The following is a 16,755-nucleotide window of genomic DNA, read 5'->3' as shown; positions in this document are numbered from 1 at the left end:
GCAGAGAGAGTCCCTGGCCATGTTCCGTACCCTGCTCAAGTCCAAGATCCATCGCGCCGCCGTCACCGATTGCGAACTTCACTACGAGGGCTCCTGCGCCATCGACGAAGACCTGCTGGATGCCGCCAACCTGGCCGAGAACGAGCAGGTCCACATCTGGAACATCAACAACGGCGAGCGCTTCGTGACCTACGCGATCCGCGGCCAGCGCGGCAGCGGCATCATCTCGCTCAACGGCTCGGCCGCGCGCAGGGCCTCGGTCGGCGATCTGGTCATCATCGCCGCCTTCGGGCTGGTGCCCGAGGACCAGGTGGCCGGCCATCGGCCGAAGCTGGTGTTCGTCGACGGCGCCAACCGCATCAAGGAAGAGCGCGCCCACATCCCGGTGCAGGCGGCCTCGGGCGAAGCCGTCGCGGCCTGACGCCGGGCGCCAAGCGCTTCTTTTCCCCTTCTCGACGGCTGCGGCCGCTTCATGGAGAAAGCTCGACCATGCCATCCGTTCCCGGTACCGACACGGCCACCCCTTACGGCACCCTGCCGCCCGCCTCGCCGCCTGCCTCGCGCAAGCCGCTGAGTCTGCCGCGACTGGCGGACATGCATGCACGCGGCGAGAAGATCGCCATGCTGACCGCTTACGACGCCACCTTCGCCGCCATGGCCGATGCGGCCGGGGTCGAATGCCTCTTGGTGGGCGACTCGCTGGGCATGGTCTGCCAGGGTCTGCACAGCACCGTGGGCGTGTCGCTCGACACCATGCGCTACCACACCGAAAGCGTGGCGCGCGGGCTGCATCGCGCACAGGGCACCGCGTGGCTGATCGCCGACCTGCCCTTCGGCAGCTACCAGGAATCGCGCGAGCGGGCCCTGCGCAGCGCGGCGCTGCTGATGCAGGCGGGCGCGCACATGGTCAAGCTCGAAGGCGGCGGCTGGACGGCCGAGACCGTGCGCTTCCTGGTCGAGCGCGGCATCCCGGTGTGCGCGCACCTCGGCCTGACGCCGCAGACCGTGCATGCGCTGGGCGGCTACCGCGTGCAGGGCAAGGGCAGCGAGGCCGCGGCCCTGCTCAGGCAGCAGGCCCACGCGCTGCAGGACGCGGGCGCGGCGATGCTGGTGCTGGAGATGGTGCCCGCGACGCTGGCCGCCGAACTCACGCGCGAACTGCCGCGCTGCGCCACCATCGGCATCGGTGCCGGCCGCGGCACGGCGGGCCAGGTGCTGGTGCTGCACGACATGCTGGGCATCAACCTCGGCCGGATGCCGAAGTTCGTCCGCAACTTCATGGCCGATGCGCCCGGCATCGCGCAGGCGCTCGAAGCCTATGTGCGCGCCGTCAAGGACGGCAGCTTTCCCGACGACGAACGGCATGCCTGGTAGGCCTGCGCCCCTTCCTTCCATCCGGACACGACACGACCATGCACATCTTCCGCGCCCTGCCCGAACTGCGCGAGTACCTGGGCCGCTTCCACCGCCCGGCCTTCGTTCCCACCATGGGCAATCTGCACGACGGCCATCTGAGCCTGGTGCAGCAGGCCCGCCCGCTGGGCGACGTGACGGTCGCGAGCATCTTCGTCAACCGGCTGCAGTTCCTGCCGCACGAGGATTTCGACACCTACCCGCGCACCTGGGCCAGCGACTGCGAGAAGCTCGAAGCCGCGGGCTGCGACGTGCTGTTCGCGCCCGATGAGAAAACCCTGTACCCCGAGCCGCAGACCTGCAAGGTGCATCCGGACAGCGCGCTGACCGACATCCTCGAAGGCCACTTCCGGCCCGGCTTCTTCATCGGCGTGTGCACCGTGGTGATGAAGCTGTTCACCTGCGTGCAGCCGCGCACGGCGGTGTTCGGCAAGAAGGACTACCAGCAGCTCATGACGATCCGCCACATGGTGCGGCAGTTCGCGCTGCCGATCGACGTCGTGGGCGGCGAGACGCGGCGCGCCGAGGACGGGCTGGCCCTGTCGTCGCGCAACGGCTACCTGAGCGAGGCCGAACGCGCCGAGGCGGTGCAGCTGTCGAAGGCGCTGCAATCGATGGCCGAGGCGATCCGGGAAGGCGATCGCGACCTGGCGGCGATCGAGGCACGCGCCATGCAGATGCTCACACAGCGCGGCTGGCAGCCGGACTACCTGGTGCTGCGCCGCCGCACCGATCTGCAGGCGCCCGAGGGGACCGAGCCGCTGGTTGCGCTCGGCGCGGCCCGGCTGGGCACCACGCGCCTGATCGACAACCTGGAAATCGATCGCTGAACAACCCGAGGGCACGCGCCCGATTCAGGCCGCCGCCTCGTCGAGTACGGCATCGATCCAGCCGCGCAGGCTGTTGACGAACGCCAGCGCCTGCACGCGCGGCAGATCGTGCACGCGCACCACGGCCTCGGCCAGTCGGCCTTCGCGCAGATGGCGGGCGCGCGCGATGCCACCCAGCAGGCCGCATGCGAGCGGCGGCGTCACCCAGCGGCCGTCGAGCCGCAAGGCCACGTTGCCGCGCGTGCATTCGGTGATCTCGCCGCGGCGGTTCCACAGCAAGGTGTCGAAGATGCCCGCGCGCGTCGGCGCGAAGGCGTCGTAGTGCGCGCGGCGGGTGGTCTTGAAGCGCACGAATTCGCTGTCGGCCGCGTCGAAGGGCCGGTCCGCGAGTTGCAGCCGCACTTGCGCCGGTGCGGCTTCCTGCGCATGAGCCTGCGCCTGCGTGCGGCCCCGCCGGTCGAGCAGCAGGCGCACGCGCCAGCGGCCTCGGGGATGCGCTTGCGAAAGATGCTCGAGTTGGCACATCACCGCGGCGGAATCCATGGGTAGCCGAAATGCGCGGCGGCTTCGGCCATGCGTGCCAGATGCGCCGGCGCGTCGCGCAGACGGCCGTCTTCCAATGCCAGGGTTTCGAGCAGCTCGAAAGGCAGGCTCGCGCGGTCGAGGAAGGCGCGCTTGTGACGCCACTCCTGCCATTCGCTTTCGGCCCGCGCATCCGCGTGATGCACTGCCGACCCGCAACGCGCGGTGCCTGCGCTCAGCGTCACGGTACGGATGGCACATTGAAGGTGGCCGCGCCGCCGGCTGCACCACGCCCACCGCGCCGCAATAGATGCCTCGGGGCTCGGGTTCCAGCTCGCGGATCATGCGCATGGCAGCGACCTTGGGTGCGCCGGTCACCGAGCCGCAGGGGAACAGCGCCGCGAACACATCAGCGAGCGTGCAACCCGCACGGGTGCGCGCCTCGACGTCGGAGGTCATCTGCCACACGCTCGGCAGCGCCTCGGTGTGGAACAGGCGCGGCACACGCACCGAGAAGGGCTCGGCGATGCGTGACATGTCATTGCGCAGCAAGTCGACGATCATCACGTTCTCGGCCCGCTCCTTGGCCGACGCGCGCAACCCGGCGGCCGCCGCTGCATCGGCCTCGGCCGTGGCGCCGCGCGCCGCCGTGCCTTTCATCGGGCGCGCCAGCAGCCGGCGCTCGCGCCAGTCGAAGAAAAGCTCCGGTGAGACCGACAGCAGCTGTTCGTCGCCGCTGTCGATGAACACCGCATAGCCGCCCGGCTGGGCGCGCTGCAGGGCATCGAACAAGGCCCTCGCCCGGACGCGCGGCGCGGCATCGGGCGGCCCGAGAGCGTGCCCTGCAGCAGCGCCGTGTGGTTGACCTGGTAGAGCGCGCCGGCCGCGATGGCGCGCTGGATCCGGGCCACCGCACGGTCGAAGGCGGACCACGGCAGCGCCTCCTTCCACGTCAGCTGCACTGCGTCCGCCTGCGCCTCGCTGTCGCAGGCTTCAGGCCATGGCTGCGCGCGGTCGTGGATGCCGAACCAGGCGAGCGGCCCGTCCCGCCGTGCACCGCCAAGGCAGCATCGAAGGCCGGCGCCGCTTCGTAGCGCAGATTAGCCCACGCACCAGCGCCCTTGCAAGGCCTGCGCATGCACGCTGTCGAGCAGCGGCCGCACCTCGGCCGGCGTGCGCGCCACAAGGATCTCGCGCGGCTCGCCGAACGCACATCGCAGCCGAGGCGCTTCGGGTTCGGCCGGAGAAGAAAAATCGATCAGCGCCGAGACGGCACGCATCAGGCCGCGCCGATGCCCGCAACGAGTCCGCCGGCCGGCAGGCCGTTCTTGAGCGCGGCCGTGAAGGCCAGCATGCGGTCGATCGGCACGCGCGCGCGCAGGCCCAGCGCCGGGTCGACATGGATTTCGCCGGCACCGGTTTCCAGCACGCGGGCCAGGTCCGCGAGGCCGTTCATCGCCATCCAGGGACAGTGCGCACAGCTCTTGCAGGTGGCGCTGTTGCCGGCCGTGGGCGCCTCGATGAAGGTCTTGCCCGGATTCAGCGTGCGCAGCTTGTGCAGCATGCCGCTGTCGGTCGCGACGATGAACTCGGCCGCGTCCATGCGCTGCGCCGCGTTCAGGATGCCCGAGGTCGATCCCACCGCATCGGCCAGCGCGATCACGTCGGCCGGCGCCTCGGGATGCACCAGCACCTTGGCGCCGGGATGGTCGCGCTTCAAGAGTTCGAGTTCGAGCGCCTTGAACTCGTCGTGGACGATGCAGGCGCCTTCCCAGCTCACCATGTCGGCGCCGGTCTCGCGCCGGATGTAGTCGCCCAGGTGGCGGTCGGGCGCCCACAGGATCTTGCGGCCCTGCGCCGCCAGCGCGCGCACCACGTCGAGTGCGCAGCTCGAGGTCACCAGCCAGTCGGCGCGCGCTTTGACCGCGGCACTGGTGTTGGCGTAGACGACCACGGTGCGGTCGGGATGTTGGTCGCAGAAGGCGCTGAAGGCATCGGCGGGACATCCGAGATCGAGCGAGCAGGTGGCATCGAGATCGGGCATCAGCACGCGTTTCCCGGGCGACAGGATCTTCGCCGTCTCGCCCATGAAGCGCACGCCGGAAACCACCAGCGTGCGCGCCGCGTGGTCGCGGCCGAAGCGTGCCATCTCGAGCGAATCGCTGACCAGGCCGCCGGTCTCCTCGGCCAGGTCCTGCAGGTCGGGATGGACGTAGTAGTGCGACACCATCACCGCGTCACGCTCGCGCAGCAGGCGGCGGATGCGGTCCTTCAGGGCGGCGCGCTCGGCGGGCGTCGGCTCGACCGGCACGCGCGCCCAGGCGCGGCGCGTGTCGCAGGCGGCGCCGGCCTGCGGGGCGGGCTGTTCGTAATCGACGTCGATGAGGGCGGAAGACATGATGTCAGGCCTCCTGAAAGCGCATCGAAAAGTCTATCGCCTTGATGTCTTTCGTGAGCGCACCGACCGAGATGCGATCGACGCCCGTCTCCGCCAGCGCGCGGATGGTGTCGAGCGTGACGCCGCCGGAGATCTCGAGCACCGCCCGCGCCGCGCCGGCCGCCTCGTTGCGCCGCACGGCTTCGTGCAGGGTCGCCAGGTCCATGTTGTCCAGCAGGACCATGCGCGCGCCATGGGCCAGCGCCTCGTCGAGCTGGGTCAGGGTTTCGACCTCGATCTCGATGAACTTCGCTTCGGCCGCGACGCGCGCGGCGGCGCGCAGCGCAGCGCCCACGCCACCGGCCGCCGCGATGTGGTTTTCCTTGATCAGGACGGCGTCGTACAGCCCGATGCGATGGTTCGTGCCGCCGCCCGTGCGCACGGCGTACTTCTGGGCCAGACGCAGGCCCGGCAGCGTCTTGCGGGTGTCGACGATGCGTGCGCGCGTGCCTTCGACCGCCGCGACATAGGCCGCGGTGCGCGTCGCCACGGCGCTGAGCAGTTGCAGGAAATTGAGCGCCGTGCGCTCGGCCGTGAGCAAGGCCCGTGCATCGCCCGAGAGTTCGAGCACGGTCTGGTCGGCCGCGCCGTGCGCGCCCTCCTTGCAGTGCCATGTCACGCGGGCTTGCGGATCGAGCTGCTGCACGACCGCCTCCACCCAGGGCGCGCCGCACAGCACCGCCGCTTCGCGCAGCCGCACGCGGGCCGTGGCGCGGGAACCGGCGGCCACCAATCCGGCCGTGAGGTCGCCGTCGCCGGCATCCTCGTGCAGCGCACGCCGTGCATCGTCCAGCGCGAGCTCGCGCACGCTGGCCTCGGAAAAGTCGAAGAAGCTTGTCATGGGTTCGTTGAACGGATCGATCAGGAGGATTCGGTGCCGGGCTCGCGGCGCATCAGTTCGGCCACGGCCTCTGCGGGCTGCATGCGGCCGTCGAGCAGCGCCACCACGCCCTCGGCGATCGGCATCTCGACGCCCAGATGCCGCGCGCGCTGCACCACCGTGCGCGCGCAATAGACGCCTTCGGCCACGTGGCCGAGAGAATCGACTGCCTGTGCCAGCGTGCGGCCCTGCGCGAGCAGCAGGCCGACCTGGCGATTGCGCGACAGATCGCCGGTGGCGGTGAGGACGAGGTCGCCGAGCCCGGACAGGCCCATGAAGGTGTCCGGCCGCGCGCCCAGGGCGACGCCGAAGCGCGTCATTTCGGCCAGGCCGCGCGTGATCAGCGCGGCGCGCGCATTGAGGCCGAGGGCCAGCCCATCGGCCAGGCCGGTCGCGATGGCCAGCACGTTCTTGACGGCGCCGCCGACCTCGACGCCCACGATGTCATCGTTGGCGTAGACGCGCAGCGTCGGACCGTGAAAAGCCTCGACCAGCGCGTCGCGCAACGGCGCATGGCGGCTGGCCGCGACGAGCGCCGTGGGCCGGCCCTGCGCCACCTCCTGCGCGAAGCTGGGACCGCTGAGCACACCGGCCATCAGCCGCGGCGCCACGCTGGCCTGGATTTCGTTGGCGAGAAGGCCGAAGGCGCCCGATCCCGCGCGCGCCGGCTCGACGCCCTTGCAGAGCCAGGCCACCGGACACGCCGCATCGTGCAGCAGCGCGAGCTGCTCGCGCAGCGCGGCCATGGGCGTCGCCACGATCGCGAGCTCGGAACCCCGCACGGCCGCGAGCGCCTCGCCGGTGGCAAGGCGCAGCGAGGGAGGAAGGGAAACGCCGGCCAGATAGCGCGCGTTCTGCCGCGCCGCCGACATGGCCGCATGCTGGGCCGCATCGCGCGCCCACAGCGTGACCGCGTGGCGCGAGGCCGCGCTCACCGCCAGTGCCGTGCCCCAGGCACCAGCACCCAGAACGCAGATCTTCATCGGCGTCGGCGCAGGTTGCAAGACTTACTGCGTGACGATGGGCGAGGGTTGCCCCGCCGCCTGGGCCTGCTGCTGTTCGAACATCGCCTGGAAGTTGATCTCGGCCAGATGCACCGGCGGGAAGCCGCCGCGCTGGATCACGTCGGCGACGTTGCCGCGCAGGTAGGGGTAGACGATCTGCGGGCAGGCGATGCCGAGGATCGGACCCATCTGGTCCTCCGGCAGGTTGCGGATCTCGAAGATGCCGGCCTGCTTGGCCTCGACCAGAAACACGGTCTTGTCCTGGATCTTGGTCTGCACGGTGGCCGAGACGGTGATCTCGAAAATGCCGTCGGACACCGGTTGCGCATCGACGCCGAGCTGGATGTCGACGGTGGGCTGTTCCTGCTCCAGCAGGATGGCGGGCGAATTGGGCTGTTCGAGCGACAGGTCTTTCAGATAGACGCGCTGGATCTGGAACACGGGATCTTGGGCTTGCTGGTCGGCCATGCTGAACTTTCGAGAGTCAAAACGACGCCCGCAGCGACGAGACGTGCGCGGCGGGCCGGAGAGAGGACGCGAAGGGGATTATCGCCCGGGGGATCAGGCGCCCTGCAGCAGCGGCACGAGGCCGCCGCGGCCGTCGAGCGCGATCAGGTCATCGCAGCCGCCGACGTGGATGTCGCCGATGAAGATCTGCGGCACCGTGCGCCGCTGCGTGAGATCCATCATGGTGGCGCGCGCCTGGGGGTCGCTGTCGATGCGGATCTCCTCGATCCGATCGACGCCCTTGGACTTGAGGATCTGCTTGGCGCGAATGCAGTAGGGGCAAACGGCGGTGGTGTACATCTTGACGGCTTGCATCGTGCTCATCTTGTGGAAGTTCAGGCCTTTTCAACCGGCAGATTAGCCGCTTTCCACGATTTGAGCCCGCCGGCCACCGCTTGGGCCTGCTCGTAGCCGAGTTTCCGGGCCGTGGCCACCGCGCGCTGCGCGCGCGCACCCGTGGCACACACGAGGAGCAACGGAACCGACTTGTTCTTCACGGCGGCGGGCAGCCGGGCTTCGAGCTGCTCGAGCGGCACGTTCTTGGCGCCGGTCACGTGGCCTGCCGCAAATTCGTCCGGCTCGCGCACATCGACCACCACCGCGCGCTCGCGGTTGATGAGGTGCACCGCGCCCTGCGCCGACAGCGATCCGGCATTCGCGCCGCGCACCATCGGCCATGCGAGCATGCCGCCCGAGCTGAGCGCAATCACGATCAGCAGCCAGTTGTCGACGATGAATTTCACGGTGTTCCTTCTGTGGCAAACCCGGGATTTTAGAATGTCGGGTTTCGGCAAGCATTCCCAAAGGCCTCCTCCATGCACAAACTGGTACTGATCCGCCACGGCGAATCGACCTGGAATCTCGAAAACCGCTTCACCGGCTGGACCGATGTCGACCTGACCGACACCGGCATCGAGCAGGCCAAGCAGGCCGGCCGGCTGCTCAAGGCCGAGGGTTACGACTTCGATGTGGCCTACACCAGCGTGCTCAAGCGCGCCACCCGCACGCTCTGGCACACGCTCGACGAACTCGATCGCACCTGGCTGCCGGTGGTGCATTCGTGGCGCCTCAACGAGCGCCACTACGGCGGCCTGCAGGGCCTGAACAAGGCCGAGACGGCCAAGAAGTACGGTAACGAACAGGTGCTGGTGTGGCGGCGCAGTTACAACACGCCGCCGCCGCCCCTCGAGCCCGGTGATCCGCGCAGCGAACGCAGCGACCTGCGCTACGCCAAGCTGCCGCCCGAGCAGGTGCCGTTGACCGAGTGCCTGAAGGACACGGTGGCACGCGTGCTGCCGTTCTGGAACGAATCGATGGCCCCGGCGGTCCGCACCGGTCGCCGGCTGGTGGTGTCAGCCCATGGCAATTCGATACGCGCCCTGGTGAAATACCTCGACGGCATCTCGGACGACGACATCGTGGGCCTCAACATCCCCAACGGAATTCCGCTCGTCTACGAACTGGACGACGAACTCAAGCCCTTGCGGCACTACTACCTCGGCGATGCCGCCGCGGCCGAAAAGGCGGTCGCCGCCATCGCGGCGCAGGGCAGGACTTGATGAAAACCAAACATCTGGCAACGGGTTCAAGGAACCCCGGCAGGCAACTTGCTTCCAAGCTGTGTATATTGGTTTGACAGGCGACAAGGAATATTCACACATGGGCCAGAAACTGAAGATCACCGGCTGGGTTGCAGCCGGCGCCATGGCGGGCGTGCTGACCACCGTCTCGCTGCAAACCATGGCCCGCGGCTCGCTGGCGCCGCTGCCGCTGGAAGAGTTGCAGCAGCTCGCCGCCGTGTTCGGGATGGTGAAGACCGACTACGTGGAGCCGGTCGATGACAAGAAGCTCATCTCCGATGCGATCGCTGGCATGGTCGCGGGGCTCGATCCGCATTCGCAGTATTTCGACAAGAAGTCGTTCAAGGAATTCCGCGAAGGCACCACCGGGCGTTTCGTCGGGGTCGGGATCGAGATCTCGCAGGAAGACGGGCTGATCAAGGTGGTGTCGCCGATCGAGGGCTCCCCCGCCTTCCGCGCCGGCCTGAAGCCCAACGACCTGATCACCAAGATCGACGACACCGCCGTGCGCGGGCTGTCGCTCAACGATGCGGTCAAGCGCATGCGTGGCGAGGCCAACACCAAGGTCTCGCTCACGATCTTCCGCAAGGACGAGAGCCGCACCTTCCCCGTGACCATCACGCGCGAGGAAATCCGCACACAGTCGGTCCGCGGCAAGATCATGGAACCGGGCTACGGCTGGATCCGCGTATCGCAGTTCCAGGAGCGCACCGTCGACGACTTCGTCAAGAAGGTCGACGAACTCTACAAGCAGGATCCGAATCTCAAGGGCATCGTGCTCGACCTGCGCAACGATCCGGGCGGCCTGCTGGACGCCGCGGTGGCGATTTCCAGCGCGTTCCTGCCCGAGAACGTGACTGTCGTCACGACCGACGGCCAGCTCGCCGAAAGCAAGGCGGTCTACAAGGCGGCGCCTGAGTTCTACCAGCGGCGTGCCGGCAGCGACCCGTTGCGCAGCCTGCCCGCGGCGCTCAAGACGGTGCCGCTGGTGGTGCTGGTCAACGAGGGCTCGGCCTCGGCCAGCGAAATCGTCGCCGGCGCCCTGCAGGATCACAAGCGCGGCGTCATCATGGGCAGCCAAACCTTCGGCAAGGGCTCGGTGCAGACCGTGCGCCCGCTCGGACCCGACACCGGCCTCAAGATCACGACGGCGCGCTACTACACGCCGAGCGGCACCTCGATCCAGGCCAAGGGCATCGTGCCGAACGTGCTGGTCGACGAAAGCGCCGAGGGCAGTCCCTTTGCGGCGCTGCGCATGCGCGAGGCCGATCTCGAGAAGCATCTGGCCAGCGGCCAGGGCCCCGAGACGAAGGACCCCGAGCGCGAGAAGGCGCGCGACGATGCTCGCAAGCGCCTCGAGGAAGAAGCCCTGAAGCCGCCGCAGGACCGCAAGGTGCCCGAGTTCGGCTCCGACAAGGACTTCCCGCTGATGCAGGCCCTGAATCGCCTCCGCGGCCAGCCGGTGCTGGTCAGCAAGACGCAGGTGATCGTCGACAACAAGGAAGAGAAGAAGGACAACTGATCCCCGCGTGGCTTGTTCGCAAGCCCCGGCGATCACGGCGCGCATGGACGACTCCGAGCTCCTGCGCTACTCGCGCCACATCCTGCTGGAAGAGTTCGGCATCGACGGCCAGGCGCGGGTGAGCGCAGGCCATGCGCTCGTGATCGGCGCCGGCGGACTCGGTTCGCCGGTGGCGCTCTACCTGGCTGCGGCCGGCGTCGGCCGGGTCACGCTGGTCGACGACGACGAGGTCGACCTGACCAACCTCCAGCGCCAGATCGCCCACACGAGTGCGCGCATCGGCATGGCGAAGGTCGATTCCGCGGCCGAGGCGATGCACGCCATCAATCCGCAGGTCGTGGTCGACACCCGCCGCTTGCGTGCCGACGCGGCGCTGCTCGCGCAGCTCGTCGCGACGGCCGACGTGGTGATCGACTGCAGCGACAACTTCGGCACGCGCCACGCGGTGAACCGGGCCTGCGTCGCGCACGCCAGGCCCCTGGTGGCCGGCGCGGCCATCCGCTTCGACGGGCAGCTGAGCGTGTACGACGCGCGCGACGCGGCGTCGCCTTGCTATGCCTGCATCTTTCCGCCCGACGCCGCCTTCGAGGAAACGCGCTGCGCAGTGCTCGGCGTCTTCGCGCCCGTGGTCGGCACCATCGGCACCCTGCAGGCCAGCGAGGCCTTGAAGCTGCTCGCCGGCATCGGTCCTTCGCTGGCCGGCAGCCTGCTGATGTTCGATGGCCGCCGGACGACGTTCGACACGCTGCGCGTCGCGCGCGATCCCGCCTGCAGCGTGTGCGGGCACCGCGCGCACGGCTGAGGCGCCCGCCCTTCGGGCGCCTCGCGCGGCCAGCCGACTATTGCTTCTTCGCCTTGGCGGCACCGGCCGCCGCCGCGTCCTCCGGAGACCGGAACTGCATGGCCTCCGTAAGATCACGCCTACAGCCGGCGCGACGCGAACCCTGCATGATGCAAGCCTATCGATTCAAGCATCTCGACGGTCCCTTTCCTGGCAACGGGCAAGCCGGCGAAGCTCGATCCCAGAGGGCGAGGTTCGCCATGGACGCAAGATTGAAAACCTACATCGTCGAAGACAACGTCACCATCAGAGAGAATCTGATCGGCACCCTCGAGGAGCTCACCTGCATTTCGGCGATCGGCTTCGCCGAGACCGAGGCCGATGCCACCGCGTGGCTGGCCGAGAACAGCGACAGCTGGCAGCTGGCGATCGTCGATCTGTTTCTGAAGCAGGGCAGCGGCCTCGGCGTGCTGCAGGCGTGCATGTCGCGCCGGCCGGACCAGAAGGTGGTGGTGCTGAGCAACTACGCGACGACCGACATCCGCAAGCGGTGCGCGCAATTCGGGGTCGATGCCGTGTTCGACAAGTCGAACGAGATCGATGGGCTGATCGACTTCTGCATCCGGCAGACGACCGAATTGCAGCAGGCCGCCAGCCGCGAGTGACACTGCGGCCCGTGCCGCCAGTGCACGGCGCAGCCTTCGAATCAATCGATCAGCTTGTTCTTCAGCGCGTAGTACGTGAGGTCGCTGTTGGACGAGAGGTTCATCTTCTCCATCAGCCGCGTGCGGTAGGTGCTGACGGTCTTGACGGACAGCGAGAGCGTCTTGGCGATGTCGCCCGCCGTCTCGCCCTTGGCCAGCTTGAGGAACACCTGGAATTCGCGTTCAGACAGTTGCTCGTGCGGCGCCGCGTCGTCCTTGCGGTCGAGCTGGCGTGCGAGCAGTTCCGCCACGGCGGGCGTGATGTAGCGGCGGCCCAGCGAGATGGTGCGGATCGCGTTCACGATCTCGATCGGATCGCATTCCTTGTTGAGGTAGCCGCTGGCGCCCTGCCGGATCAGGTTCATCGCATAGTGTTCCTCGGGATAGCCGCTGAGGATCAGGATGCCGACGTCGGGCGCCTTGGCGCGGATCATCGCCAGCGCGTCGATGCCGCTTTGTCCTGGCATCGAAAGGTCCATCACGAGCACATCGAGTTCCGTGGTGCGCACGAGTTCGATCGCCTCGCGTCCGCTGGCAGCTTCTCCCGCCACCCGCAGATCCACATGCTCCGAGAAAAACTGGCGCAGCCCGGAGCGCACGATGGCGTGGTCGTCCACAATTCCGATCTTGATCATCTGTTACCTTCGTCGTTGCATGGCGACCTTACGCGTCGCAACATGCCGGGTCCCTGAACGGCTTTGATTATTCCCGAATTTGAGCGGCGGGTATCCACCGGAGACTTCATGCGCTGGTTAGCCTTCCCGAAGATGGCCCTTGGCCTGACGCTCGCGGCCCTCGCGGCGCTTGCGCTCGTGGGCATCAACGAGGCCGGCTACCGTCAATCCCACCGGGCGCTCGCCGAGGTGAGCGAGGCGCAGCGCGTGCGCCTGGTACTCAATCTTCTGATGCAGAACGTGGTCGACGCCGAGACGGGCCAGCGCGGCTACCTGCTGACCGGCGAGAAGCGCTACCGCGAACCGTACGACGTCGCGGCCAGAGAACTGGAGGGCAACCTGGCCGCGCTGCGCCTGCTTTATGCCGGCAAGCCGAACGAGACCGAGCGCCTGGCCGAGCTTTCGGGACATGTCGCACGCAAGCTCGCGGAAATGGACATGAGCGTCCGATTGCGCAGTGAAGGCAACGACGATGCATGGAAATTCGTCATCACGACCGATGTCGGCCGCGAAGAGATGGACGCCATCCGGACCATCGCCGGCGGATTGATCCTCAACAGCAACGAGGCCTTGCTGCAGGGGCAGCGGCAGATCGCGAAGTCGCTGCGCTTCGCGCGCGTCGGCATCGCCCTCGTGGCCCTGGCCGGGCTTTTCGCCTTCTTCCTGTACCTGCGGCAGACCCATGCCCTGCGCCTGGCCGGTGAACGCCAGCAGCTGGCCTTGCAGCGCGAGCGCAATGCGCTCGAGGACGAGGTGCGCGAACGCACCGCGACGCTGGCCGAACTCGCCACCCACCTGCAGGAAGTGCGCGAGACCGAGCGCGGCTATCTGGCGCGCGAATTGCACGACGAACTCGGCTCGCTGCTGACCGCCGCCAAGCTCGACGTGGCGCGCCTCAAATCGAGGCTGGTGGATGCACCGGACGCCATCCAGCGGCTGCAGCATCTGAACGACCTCCTCAACAGCGGCATCGCGTTGAAGCGGCGCATCATCGAAGACCTGCGGCCGTCCTCGCTGTCCAACCTGGGGCTCATCGCTTCGCTCGAGATCCTGGGACGGGAATTCGCCGAGCGTTCGGGCATGGAAGTCGAGATGGTGCTGGAACCGGTGTCGCTCGACGAATCGAACCAGCTCACGGTCTACCGGATGGTGCAGGAAGGCCTGACCAACATCGGCAAGTACGCGCAGGCGAGCGAGGTCAGCATCGTGATGAAGAACTACAGCAACCACGTCGTCGTGGAAGTAACCGACAACGGCGAGGGCTTCGACACGCAACGCAGCCGACCCTCATCGCACGGGCTGGCGGGCATGCGGCACCGCGTGGAAACGGCCAAGGGCAAGTTGACGGTCTCGTCGACGCCTGGCCGGGGCACGAAGCTGAGCGCGGTGATGCCTGCCAAGGCCGCCTGAATCGCTGACTTCCAGGGCGCCGAGCCTCATTCGGCCCTCTCCTACGCCTCCAGACCCCTGCTGCTGACAGGGTGTTCGAGGTGCGCCACTTAACGTGGATCCCACGCCATCCAGTACCGGACGAGGCGCCATCCACAACGACGAGACCGCCCTCGAAAAGGAGTTCAGCATGTTGTATTACGCAGTCGTGTTTCTGGTCATCGCCCTGATTGCCGCACTGCTCGGCTTCGGCGGCATCGCAGCCGGCGCGGTCGGCATCGCGAAGATCATTTTCCTGGTCTTCATCGTCCTCGCGCTCGCCAGCTTCATCGCGGGCTTGATGCGACGCAGATAGCGTCGTTACGATGAGCACGCCCGCAACCCATTTCCCTGAAGGATTTCTCACATGAACACGACCACCAAGACGCCATCGCAACTGGCCGACGACGCCCGCCAGACTGCCAACGACGCGATCGATACGACGCGAGCCTACGCACAGAACGCGGTGAACGCGGCCGGCGAGAAGGTACGCGACCTGCGCCGCGACGCCGAGCCCGCGGTGGAGCAACTGGCAGCGCGTGTTCAGCAGGCCGTTCAGCGCGGGCTCGATGCCGCATCGACGACCAGCGCCCGGGCACAGCGCCGGCTCGAGCTGGCGGCCGACGTGACGGGCAAATACATCTCCGACCAACCCGTGCGTTCGGTGCTCATCGCCGCGGCTGCGGGCGCTGCCATCACCGCGCTGATCGTGCTCGCAAGCCGCCGCCGGGACGACTACTGATCCAGCGCCCGTATCGATCGGCGCCTGCGATCGCTCTCGCTCGACTGCACCCATGCTTCATCCCATTTTTTCCACGGTGCTCGGGCATCCGGAGCTGATCGCCACGCACATTGCCAACTACGGCGCACTCGTCCGGGAAGAAGCCGCCGAGGCGAGCCGCGTACTGGTCGCGCGGCTCGTTGCCGGCATGCTGGCCGCGGTCAGCGCCATGCTGGCGCTCGGCCTGATCGGCGTTGCCGTGATGCTCGGCGTGCTCGATGGGCGCTTTCACTGGGTGCTGGTGGTCGTCCCCGGCGTCGCCATCCTCATCGCGCTGATCGCAATCTTCGTGGCGGCGCGGCCGACCGAATTCCACGGCTTCTCCGACCTTCGTGCGCAGCTCGATGCCGACGTACGGGCACTCCACCTCGCGGGCGACCATGATGGCGCCTGAGCTCCGGACACTGAGCCCTCGGCAGCGCCTCGCGCTGTCGCGCCGCGCGCTGGTCGCGCAATTGCATGGCGACGAGCCGCGGCAAGCGCGCGCATCGGACGATGCAAGCTCCGCACCGCGGCGCGAGAGGAACGCAGACCGGTTTGCATGGGCATCGCTGGCGCGCGGCGTGACGCGGCGCTGGTGGCGCCGGCATCCCGCGAACGCGGTCGGCCAGTTGGCGCGCCCTCTTCTCGATCGCTATGCGCGCGAAGAACCGGCCAAGCTCATCGCGGCCGCCGCGGCCACCGGCGCCCTGGTCGTGCTGATCAAGCCCTGGCGGTTGCTGTCGATCACGGCGGTGCTCGCGGCGGTATTGAAAACCTCGGACGTGGCCGACCTGGTCACCACGCTGATGCAGAAAAACACAAGCCCACGAAAGGATCCCCCATGAACAAGCCCGCCAGCGCAACCCCACACCAGCACCTGACGCTGGACCAGAAGGCCATCGATGCTGCCGCCAAGAGCATCGACGATGGCGCCGTCACACCCAGCTCCGGCCCGTGGCGCGACGACATCGTCAAGCTGCTCAACGATGCGCTCGCCACCGAACTGGTTTGCATTCTTCGCTACAAGCGCCACTATTTCACCGCCTCCGGCGTCTCTTCCCCCGCGATTGCCGACGAGTTCCTCGTGCATGCCAACGAAGAGACGGCGCATGCGGACATGATCGCCGAGCGCATCGTGCAACTGGGCGGCGATCCGGATTTCAACCCCGATTCGCTGCGCGCGCGCAGCCATGCGGACTACGACGAGTCCAAGGAACTGCAAGCCATGGTTCGCGCCAACCTCGTGGCCGAGCGCATCGCGGTCGAGTCGTACCGCCAGATGATCCTGCTGATCGGCGACAAGGATCCCACCACGCGCCGCATGCTCGAGGAGATCCTCACCGACGAGGAAGAGCATGCCGACGAGTTGAAGGACTGGCTGACGAAGTGAGCCCGTCGCACAGACGTGAAAAAGCCCGGGTGACCGGGCTTTTTTTCGTCAGAGCTTGTCGGCACCGCTCTTGATGGTGTCCTTGACCTTTTCCTTGGTGTCGCCGTAGGTGGCTTGCACCTTGCCGCTGGCCTGGTCCGCAGCGCCTTGCTCCTTGAGCTTCTCGCTGCCCGTCACCTTGCCGGCCGCTTCCTTGATCTTGCCCTTGGCTTCCTCGACGCGTCCTGCCACTTGGTCCTTGTTCATACCGATGTCCTTTGCAAGTTGATCTACGTGATTCGGTTGAACCACTGATTTCAATCTAGCCACGGGCTGCGGCC

21 protein-coding genes and 1 pseudogene are annotated in these 16,755 nt (G+C 67.7%); 13 read left to right on the top strand and 9 right to left on the bottom strand.

The window, feature by feature from the left end; all coding sequences use genetic code 11:
- The first annotated feature begins 19 nt into the window (after positions 1 to 19).
- The 3 genes from panD (at position 20) to panC (ending at position 2,243) form a co-directional block, all read left to right on the top strand.
- Entirely contained in the window at positions 20 to 421 is a 402-nt protein-coding gene (panD, locus tag WDLP6_RS06195; RefSeq protein WP_162566290.1) for an aspartate 1-decarboxylase, read from the top strand.
- Between the two features lie 68 nt (positions 422 to 489).
- Positions 490 to 1,374, top strand: coding sequence for a 3-methyl-2-oxobutanoate hydroxymethyltransferase (panB, locus tag WDLP6_RS06190; RefSeq protein WP_162591632.1), 885 nt, complete (start codon positions 490 to 492; stop codon positions 1,372 to 1,374).
- Positions 1,375 to 1,412: 38 nt separating this feature from the next.
- Positions 1,413 to 2,243: a pantoate--beta-alanine ligase gene (gene panC / locus WDLP6_RS06185; protein WP_162591631.1), complete on the top strand. Its 831-nt coding sequence runs from the start codon at positions 1,413 to 1,415 to the stop codon at positions 2,241 to 2,243.
- A 24-nt stretch (positions 2,244 to 2,267) separates the two neighbouring features.
- Here panC and WDLP6_RS06180 read toward each other — a convergent pair.
- From WDLP6_RS06180 to WDLP6_RS06150, 7 genes and pseudogenes are all read right to left on the bottom strand, one after another.
- A pseudogene (locus WDLP6_RS06180) lies at positions 2,268 to 4,045 on the bottom strand (chorismate-binding protein).
- Positions 4,045 to 5,163, bottom strand: a complete 1,119-nt coding sequence (gene nadA, locus WDLP6_RS06175) for a quinolinate synthase NadA (protein WP_162591630.1) — start codon at positions 5,161 to 5,163, stop codon at positions 4,045 to 4,047. The pseudogene WDLP6_RS06180 and the gene nadA overlap by 1 nt, the downstream one beginning before the upstream one ends.
- A 4-nt stretch (positions 5,164 to 5,167) precedes the next feature.
- Positions 5,168 to 6,043: a carboxylating nicotinate-nucleotide diphosphorylase gene (nadC, locus tag WDLP6_RS06170; RefSeq protein ID WP_162591629.1), complete on the bottom strand. Its 876-nt coding sequence runs from the start codon at positions 6,041 to 6,043 to the stop codon at positions 5,168 to 5,170.
- 20 nt (positions 6,044 to 6,063) lie between these two features.
- On the bottom strand, positions 6,064 to 7,065 hold the full coding sequence (locus WDLP6_RS06165; RefSeq protein WP_162591628.1) for an NAD(P)H-dependent glycerol-3-phosphate dehydrogenase: 1,002 nt from the start codon (positions 7,063 to 7,065) through the stop codon (positions 6,064 to 6,066).
- A 24-nt stretch (positions 7,066 to 7,089) separates the two neighbouring features.
- A complete protein-coding gene (gene secB, locus WDLP6_RS06160; RefSeq protein WP_162566283.1) occupies positions 7,090 to 7,554 on the bottom strand; it encodes a protein-export chaperone SecB in 465 nt (154 codons plus the stop codon).
- Positions 7,555 to 7,647: 93 nt separating this feature from the next.
- Complete coding sequence (grxC, locus tag WDLP6_RS06155; RefSeq protein WP_162570357.1) at positions 7,648 to 7,908, bottom strand: glutaredoxin 3; 261 nt, start codon at positions 7,906 to 7,908, stop codon at positions 7,648 to 7,650.
- A gap of 20 nt (positions 7,909 to 7,928) precedes the next feature.
- Positions 7,929 to 8,336: a rhodanese-like domain-containing protein gene (locus tag WDLP6_RS06150; RefSeq protein WP_162566282.1), complete on the bottom strand. Its 408-nt coding sequence runs from the start codon at positions 8,334 to 8,336 to the stop codon at positions 7,929 to 7,931.
- Positions 8,337 to 8,408: 72 nt separating this feature from the next.
- Here WDLP6_RS06150 and gpmA point away from each other — a divergent pair, with 72 nt between their 5' ends.
- The 4 genes from gpmA to WDLP6_RS06130 all read left to right on the top strand — a co-directional run bounded on the left by gpmA (position 8,409) and on the right by WDLP6_RS06130 (position 12,141).
- Positions 8,409 to 9,152, top strand: coding sequence for a 2,3-diphosphoglycerate-dependent phosphoglycerate mutase (gene gpmA, locus WDLP6_RS06145; protein ID WP_162566281.1), 744 nt, complete (start codon positions 8,409 to 8,411; stop codon positions 9,150 to 9,152).
- A gap of 100 nt (positions 9,153 to 9,252) precedes the next feature.
- Entirely contained in the window at positions 9,253 to 10,695 is a 1,443-nt protein-coding gene (locus WDLP6_RS06140) for a S41 family peptidase (RefSeq protein WP_162566280.1), read from the top strand.
- A 43-nt stretch (positions 10,696 to 10,738) separates the two neighbouring features.
- Positions 10,739 to 11,497: a HesA/MoeB/ThiF family protein gene (locus WDLP6_RS06135; protein WP_162594973.1), complete on the top strand. Its 759-nt coding sequence runs from the start codon at positions 10,739 to 10,741 to the stop codon at positions 11,495 to 11,497.
- Between the two features lie 239 nt (positions 11,498 to 11,736).
- On the top strand, positions 11,737 to 12,141 hold the full coding sequence (locus WDLP6_RS06130; protein ID WP_162566279.1) for a response regulator: 405 nt from the start codon (positions 11,737 to 11,739) through the stop codon (positions 12,139 to 12,141).
- A 41-nt stretch (positions 12,142 to 12,182) separates the two neighbouring features.
- Here WDLP6_RS06130 and WDLP6_RS06125 read toward each other — a convergent pair whose 3' ends face one another.
- Complete coding sequence (locus WDLP6_RS06125; protein ID WP_007837167.1) at positions 12,183 to 12,815, bottom strand: response regulator; 633 nt, start codon at positions 12,813 to 12,815, stop codon at positions 12,183 to 12,185.
- 108 nt (positions 12,816 to 12,923) lie between these two features.
- On the opposite strand from WDLP6_RS06125, the gene WDLP6_RS06120 reads away from it, so the two are divergent.
- The 6 genes from WDLP6_RS06120 (at position 12,924) to WDLP6_RS06095 (ending at position 16,435) form a co-directional block, all read left to right on the top strand.
- Positions 12,924 to 14,264 (top strand): CHASE3 domain-containing protein, encoded by a 1,341-nt coding sequence (locus WDLP6_RS06120; RefSeq protein ID WP_232076970.1) that lies wholly within the window; start codon positions 12,924 to 12,926, stop codon positions 14,262 to 14,264.
- A gap of 169 nt (positions 14,265 to 14,433) precedes the next feature.
- Positions 14,434 to 14,598 carry a DUF1328 domain-containing protein gene (locus WDLP6_RS06115; RefSeq protein WP_162566278.1) on the top strand — a complete coding sequence of 55 codons (165 nt, stop codon included), beginning with the start codon at positions 14,434 to 14,436 and terminating at the stop codon, positions 14,596 to 14,598.
- Between the two features lie 51 nt (positions 14,599 to 14,649).
- Positions 14,650 to 15,024: a hypothetical protein gene (locus tag WDLP6_RS06110; protein ID WP_162566277.1), complete on the top strand. Its 375-nt coding sequence runs from the start codon at positions 14,650 to 14,652 to the stop codon at positions 15,022 to 15,024.
- 52 nt (positions 15,025 to 15,076) lie between these two features.
- Positions 15,077 to 15,457 (top strand): hypothetical protein, encoded by a 381-nt coding sequence (locus WDLP6_RS06105; protein WP_162591627.1) that lies wholly within the window; start codon positions 15,077 to 15,079, stop codon positions 15,455 to 15,457.
- Positions 15,444 to 15,890 (top strand): hypothetical protein, encoded by a 447-nt coding sequence (locus tag WDLP6_RS06100; RefSeq protein ID WP_162591626.1) that lies wholly within the window; start codon positions 15,444 to 15,446, stop codon positions 15,888 to 15,890. The genes WDLP6_RS06105 and WDLP6_RS06100 overlap by 14 nt, the downstream gene beginning before the upstream one ends.
- Positions 15,887 to 16,435 (top strand): ferritin-like domain-containing protein, encoded by a 549-nt coding sequence (locus WDLP6_RS06095; protein WP_162591625.1) that lies wholly within the window; start codon positions 15,887 to 15,889, stop codon positions 16,433 to 16,435. The genes WDLP6_RS06100 and WDLP6_RS06095 overlap by 4 nt, the downstream gene beginning before the upstream one ends.
- 48 nt (positions 16,436 to 16,483) lie before the next feature.
- Here WDLP6_RS06095 and WDLP6_RS06090 read toward each other — a convergent pair whose 3' ends face one another.
- The gene (locus WDLP6_RS06090) at positions 16,484 to 16,681 is read right to left on the bottom strand and encodes a CsbD family protein (RefSeq protein WP_162591624.1); all 198 of its coding nucleotides are present in this window, start codon (positions 16,679 to 16,681) and stop codon (positions 16,484 to 16,486) included.
- Between the last annotated feature and the right edge of the window lie 74 nt (positions 16,682 to 16,755).

Origin of the sequence: Variovorax sp. PBL-E5 (assembly GCF_901827185.1) — a bacterium.
In the GTDB taxonomy this organism is placed as follows: Bacteria; Pseudomonadota; Gammaproteobacteria; order Burkholderiales; family Burkholderiaceae_C; genus Variovorax.
Note: the sequence above shows the minus strand (reverse complement) of the source record. Positions and strands in the feature narration are given on the sequence as shown.